The organism is Microcoleus sp. Pol12B4, from assembly GCF_036701385.1.
GTDB lineage: Bacteria > Cyanobacteriota > Cyanobacteriia > Cyanobacteriales > Microcoleaceae > Microcoleus.
Genome location: NZ_JAUBQR010000304.1, coordinates 1 through 6,371 on the forward strand (window position 1 = coordinate 1; position 6,371 = coordinate 6,371).

General features: G+C 45.8%; 6 protein-coding genes. All 6 read right to left on the reverse strand.

The window, feature by feature from the left end:
• Positions 1-338, reverse strand: a 338-nt coding sequence (locus QUA38_RS26785) for a phosphatidate cytidylyltransferase (RefSeq protein ID WP_333167256.1), incomplete at its 3' end; no start/stop codon positions are given.
• Positions 339-619: 281 nt separating this feature from the next.
• Positions 620-1,213 (reverse strand): precorrin-6Y C5,15-methyltransferase subunit CbiT, encoded by a 594-nt coding sequence (gene cbiT, locus QUA38_RS26790; protein ID WP_333167257.1) that lies wholly within the window; start codon positions 1,211-1,213, stop codon positions 620-622.
• 99 nt (positions 1,214-1,312) lie between these two features.
• A complete protein-coding gene (locus tag QUA38_RS26795) occupies positions 1,313-2,884 on the reverse strand; it encodes an aminotransferase class I/II-fold pyridoxal phosphate-dependent enzyme (protein ID WP_333167259.1) in 1,572 nt (523 codons plus the stop codon).
• A gap of 442 nt (positions 2,885-3,326) precedes the next feature.
• Positions 3,327-4,940 carry a penicillin-insensitive murein endopeptidase gene (locus tag QUA38_RS26800; RefSeq protein ID WP_333167261.1) on the reverse strand — a complete coding sequence of 538 codons (1,614 nt, stop codon included), beginning with the start codon at positions 4,938-4,940 and terminating at the stop codon, positions 3,327-3,329.
• Positions 4,941-5,149: 209 nt separating this feature from the next.
• Positions 5,150-5,743, reverse strand: coding sequence for a WD40 repeat domain-containing protein (locus QUA38_RS26805; RefSeq protein ID WP_333167263.1), 594 nt, complete (start codon positions 5,741-5,743; stop codon positions 5,150-5,152).
• A gap of 3 nt (positions 5,744-5,746) precedes the next feature.
• Positions 5,747-6,259 (reverse strand): WD40 domain-containing protein, encoded by a 513-nt coding sequence (locus tag QUA38_RS26810; RefSeq protein ID WP_333167265.1) that lies wholly within the window; start codon positions 6,257-6,259, stop codon positions 5,747-5,749.
• Between the last annotated feature and the right edge of the window lie 112 nt (positions 6,260-6,371).

Sequence of the window (6,371 nt, forward strand, 5' to 3'; positions counted from 1 at the left end):
CCGTAGAACAATCCTAAAACTGAGGAGGCAATATCGGCGATCGTCGATAATTTAGGTTGGAATAACAGGTAGAAACAAATTAAGGTTCCCGCTAAGGGGAACATGGCATCTACGAGTTCCGGTGCTAGGGCGGCAGTAATTAATAGCCCTTGACTAACGGCTAAGGTAGTTTTGGCAGCGGGTGCAATACCTTTAGCCCTGGCTAATTGAAAATATTCCAATTGCCCTAGGTAGACTATGACTCCAAAGCCGACAGTGAAGTACCATCCGCCCATAATAATCATTCCCAAAGCAAGGGCGATCGCAACTATTCCACTCAGGATACGAGACCAAGGCATAAAATGAATTTCTCTTGCAGACGGCGGATCATTCGATGTTGGATTTTGGATGTTGGATTTTGGATTTGAGATTTGGGATTTTTCTAGAGCACGAGTTGATCCCTTGCACAACTAACCCCCATCCCCCATCGGTCATCCAATATCTCAAGTCAGGCGGTCAATCCAGCGATGGTGGCCCCTATTCTTAAGTATGAAGGTTAAGTGAACTTAAAAAAGATTAAGAATTACAGAATTAATCGGTGTATCCATGTCAAACTTCCTGTCGTGCCTTCTTCTTCCTTCTAATCCAGCTTTTCGCCGCTGAGAATAAATATGGGATTGACGGCGGCAAAGGTTTGACTGAGGCCGCGAGTCTCCAATCGGTTGACGGCGGACTGGACTACCTCGATGTTCCGGGCTTGCAACTCGGCGAACCCTTCGGAAAGGGCGTAAAGATTCTCTAAATTGGATGCTGTGGCAACAACTCTACCGTGAGGTGGCAAGTAACGCCAGACTTCTTGGAGAATCGCTTTAATCGGGCGACCTCCTTCGATGCAGACTCGGTGGGGGGGTTGGGGCAGGTTTGCAAGGCATTCCGGGGCACTGCCTTCTATGACTTCTACGTTGTTGATCTCGAATCGATCGCAATTTCTGCGAATCAAGCTTGCTACTTCTTCGTCCCTTTCGACGGCGATAATGCGACCTTTGGGACACAGCAAACCTGTTTCTACGGCGATCGTACCAGTACCTGCACCGATGTCCCACACGACTGAATCTGCTTGCAGCCGCAGGTGGGAGATTAACAGCAGTCGGACTTCTCGCTTACTCATGGGAATTCCCGGTAAACGTTCAAATAAGTCATCCGGGATGCCTGGAGTGACGTAGGGCCAAAGCATAGTTATATTTTTGATTTTTGATTTTTGATTGAAGCAAGACCGCAGTTGGAACTCGTGGAAGAAGTAGAAATTCTCCCAATTTCCCCCAAGCCTTAATATTTACTGTCGCACAACCTTGAGAGTTTGAAGGCCGGGATCGCTGCAACCTGTGATTTTTCCGCCGGCGGCCAGGATTTGTTGCAGGTAGTCAACGGCTGCTGGGGTAATGATTTCACCGGGCATCAAGACTGGTATTCCTGGGGGATAGGGACAAATGAGTTCGGCGCACAGACGATCGACTGCTTTGTCTGCAGGTACTGTTTCCGCTGGAAAAAAGAAAGCCTCACGGGGGGAGAGGAGAGGGGGAGAGGGGGAGAGGGGGAGAGGGGGAGAGTGGGCAAATCTTCCATCGGACATCGGACTTCTTCTCTCGGACTTCTTCTTTCGGACTTCTTCCTTCTTCCTGACATCTGTTATATCCGTTACATCCGTTACATAATCCGTTGCCGAACTTCCTTCTTCCTTCTTCCTTCTTCCTTCTAAAAGAGTACAAGCTTTAACTAAACTGTCAATATCTGATTGTGTATTTCCCAAGCTGATAATAAATGTTAAATGTCTGACCATGGGAAGTTCTGCCGTGACACCGAGTTGAGAGTGCAGAATTTCATCGGCTGTAAATCCTGTGATTCCTAAATCTGATACTTTTACTGTTAGCCTGGTTCTGTCTAATGCTGCAAAACCCGGTGTATTTAACGGTTCTAAAACTGATAAGCCGGGAATTTGACTGATGCGCGATCGCGCTTTTTCTGCTAGCTGTAAAGTTTGGGTCATTAATTCTTTGCCGTGGAGTGCGATTTGTTGGCGGGCTGCGTCTAGGGATGCTAATAGTATGTAACTCGGACTGGTAGATTGTACTAACTGCAATGCTCTATTTAATTTTTGGATATCTATGCGATCGCCCTTGACGTGCAGCATCGATGCTTGTGTCATTGCACCGAGGGTTTTGTGGATTGATTGTACTGTTAAATCGGCGCCGGCTGATAGTGCGGGTGAGGGCAAGTTTGGATGAAAGTTAAAGTGCGCGCCGTGGGCTTCGTCTACTAATAACGGTATGTTGTATTGATGGGTAATTTGGGCGATCGCCCGCAAATCCCCGCAGACGCCGTGATAGGTTGGGTAAACCATCATTACTGATTTGGCGTCGGGATGTTGTTCTAATGCGGAGGCTGTGGCTTCTGGGGTGATGCTGTTGGCAATATCCCAATCCGAGTTGTACTCTGGATTGACAAAAATCGGAATTGCACCGGATAAAATTAAACCAGAAATTGCCGAGGAGTGGATATTTCGAGGTAGGATAATTTTATCCCCTGGGCCGCAAGTCGCTAAGATGGCGGCGATAATTCCGCAAGTCGAACCGTTAGCCAAAAACCGAGTTGATTGGGCTCCAAATGCTTCGGCGGCTAAGTCTTGAGCTTCGGCAATTGCACCTTCTGGGTTAAAGAGATTGTCTAACTCCGGCAATTCTGGCAAATCCGATCGAAATACTGCCGCACCGAATAAGTCAATTAGGGGTTGAGAGATTCCTTGTCCGCCTTTGTGTCCGGGGGCATAAAATGGGGCGTGTGGGTGATTTGTGCGATCGCGCAAGGCATCTAATAGAGGCGTTTGTTGTTGAGATTTTTCTGGTGACACGCTTAATCTTGATTTGAATATTTGGAATTATAGCAACCGCCGAGGTTTAACTGGAGGTTATTAATTGCTGAAACCATTGCTGTAAATTCCGCGATCGCATCGACTGCTTCCTTTTTTCTTTCCAATCGCCCACAAGCAACACTGTCTCAATTTCAAACTTCTCTAAAATGACTTAACATCGACTGCTTAAGTATGAAACCCAAACAGTTGACAATCCTGGCTACTGCTTTACTTATGGTTTGTCTAGGGGCTGTGGTTTCAGTTAAAGCACAAGATTTTACCACAGTCTGCGGCTATTTTTCAGCTTAATGCTGTGAGGAAGTTTTGGGCGATCGCGCACTACTGTCACAAACTAGCAAGACGCTTTAACCGATTGACCCAAAAGCTATCAAAGTCAAGCTTAAATTCAAGGTATATTCTTGAGTTGCGATCGCCCCAAATTTTACCCTAATTGGGTTTGCCAGTTCATGGCATAAGTTTGAATCTGTTCTGCCTGGTCAGTACCATTGATAATTTTACGGGCACTCAAGAAATCCGTATTGTTGCCAGAAATACAGTCATCCAGTTTCATACCCGTAAATGCACCCCATTTCATCCCATCAACTAGGATAAAGAGTGCGATATCAGGATGCATGACAAGATCCGGATCATTCACTAAATCTAGCCCTAACACATCTGAATATTTCCGGTAATTGTAATCATGGGTCAGTTGCACATAGCCCCGTCCATAGTAGGGATAGTAGGGTAGGGTTTTGCGGTCATTTTCCCCTTCTGGTTCGCCCAAATAATAGGATTCTCGCACGGGTTGGAAACTATCTGCTGTTTCATGTTCAACAGTTGCGAGAATGTAAGCAATTTGAGCTTGAGACGTAATCCCTTGGCGATGAGCTTCTTTGATAATTGCCTCCACTGTGGCTTGCTTATCGCCGCCTTTCCAATCAGGTAACTTTCCAGCACCCTGCTTGGCATCGAGTAAAGCTTTAGCCGTTGTTGCCCCTAACACGTCTCCACCATCAAGTTTACGGCTCGCTTTAAAACTTCTTAAGGCTTCTTGCGTTTGAGGGCCGTAAATCCCATCAACAACCTCTAAAAGATGATTAGCGCGTAAAATGGTTTGAATTTCTGCACAGAATAGTTGATCTTCAACTAACACTCCAGAGTCAATATCATCAAAAGGAATTGATTGCTTTTTGTCAATCACGTCTTGGAGTTTCAGGCCGGATGGTTCGCTGGAAACAGCACGAGACTGTCCAGAAATTAATTGTGTCAGTTGAGTTTGCGTTACAAATCCCGCAATTCCATCAACCTGCAAGCCTTGTTCAGCCTGAAATTTTCGGATTGCGGCATCAGTTTCCGTGCCAAAGATATCATCTGTTGTAACTGAAATGCCAACGTTGGCTAAATCTTCTTGAAGTTTGCGGACTCGTTCTCCCTGCATCGGAGGTATCACCAGACGCAAATCCCCGTCTTGGTCGCTGCTATAGGGGGCTGAATCAATTCCAGGGGAAAGTAAACTCACATGAAGGTGATCGTCATGTCCCGCGCAAGGCGCTACCTGTGTAATTTCTGGATCGTTGAATAGAATTGTCCGAATACCCAAAATTGGATTATTGTAGAATAAATCTACCAATTTTTGAGTGCGTTGGCGAGAGTATTTACTATCGTAATAGGTGAGAGGAATTTCTTCATCAGTGTTAGCAACAGGCGCAATATCAACATCTAGTCCGTGTTGATGAGTGCTATGGGGTGGCATCGGCTCTCCGTCTGGAAGACTAATATTTCCAATGCCAATCCGAGGCCCAGTGGGATAGAGTTTTGCCCACTCGGTACAGATGTATTGGAGAGCCTGAAGGACGTTTGAGTGACCATAGCACTTGTCAGGGAGTCCGTAACATTCATAGCCAACTCCACTGGCAGGCATTTGTTCAAAAAGACCTCGCGTTCCCCAACTGAATTGCTCGATTTCTTCTGCGGTGAAACCAATAGGTGCCGTGCAGGCAGTATGCTCATGCTGCAAAGTTTTAGAGCGTAAGTTGCGATTAATTTCTAATACCATTGTTTATTGCCTTTTTAGAGTGTGTTTTTCTGTTGCAAGATCGCTTTTTAGGAAGGCGATCTTCGCCAATGCCAATGGCAAGGTAACGGAATGGTTAACATAATGACTCCTGAGTAACAGCCGATCGCAACCACCATATCCCCGAAAACTAAGTTCAGCTTTGTCGATCGTGCAAATACCTGACCCATTTCACGAATCCTTGAGAATTGCTATAGTTCGATCGCCCAAAAAGCAGCGATTTTCTCCACAGGCTGATGATTGCGATCTGCCAAAGTGCGAACAGGCTTACCCTCCGCAACATCCCAGAGTCCGATCGTCCGATCCCAGCTTCCAGAAGCCAGCATTTTACCGTCAGGACTAAAGGCGACACTCTCAACCCAGTCCTGATGGCCGATCAAAGTTTGAATCGGTTTACCCGTCGCCACATCCCAGAGTCCGATCGTGTTGTCAAAACTCCCAGAAGCCAGAGTTTTGCCATCAGGACTGAAGGCGATACTCAAAACCCCTTGGTGATGACCACTCAAGCTTGCAAAAATTTGACCCGCAGCCAGATCCCACAGTATGATTTTGTTGTCAAAACTGCCAACAGCCAGAGTTTTACCATTAGGACTAAAAGCAATACTCAAAACACAATTCTTGCTATCTGTCAAAGCGCGAATCAGTTTACCCGTAACCACATCCCAAAGTTTAATAGTTTTGTCGCTACTTCCAGAAGCCAGAGTTTTACCATCGGGACTAAAGGTAAAACTCTCAACCCAACTCTGATGACCGGTCAAGGTGTGAATGAGTTTACCAGTAGCCACATCTCAGACTTTGATAGTTTTGTCGCTACTGGCAGAAGCAAGGGTTTTACCATCAGGACTAAAAGCAATCCTCAAAACCCAATTTTTATGACCCGTTAACCTGTCAATAGATTTACCAGTAGCCACGTCCCAGAGTTCGATCGTGTTGTCGAAACTTGCAGAAGCGAGGGTTTTGCCATCCGAACTAAAAGCAATACTCAAAGCTCCTTTCTGAGCGCCTCTGAAAGTTTTAATAACTTTGCCGGTAGCCACATCCCAAAATTTGATACTTTGGTCGAAACTCCCAGAAGCGAGGGTTTTACCATCGGGACTAAAAGCGACACTCCAAACAGAACGCTGTTGCTCTGCCGAGGGATCGATCTGCTGAATCTGTGCCACATCCTGAACTTGAATAATTCTGTAAGACCGCAATCTTGTTTTTTGATTAAAAAGTGAATTTGCATCAATACTACGCATCTTAATTGTCGCTTTTTCTACCGATCGCCACTGCCACCCTGTCAAGCAATAGGCTAACATCAATGCTAAACTATAAAAAACCGTCAATTTTATGAACTGGAGTTTAGACTAAGAAAAGCTGGCTCAGTTAGAAACTGAGGCATAAAAAATTCATTGGGCAGCCAAATATATG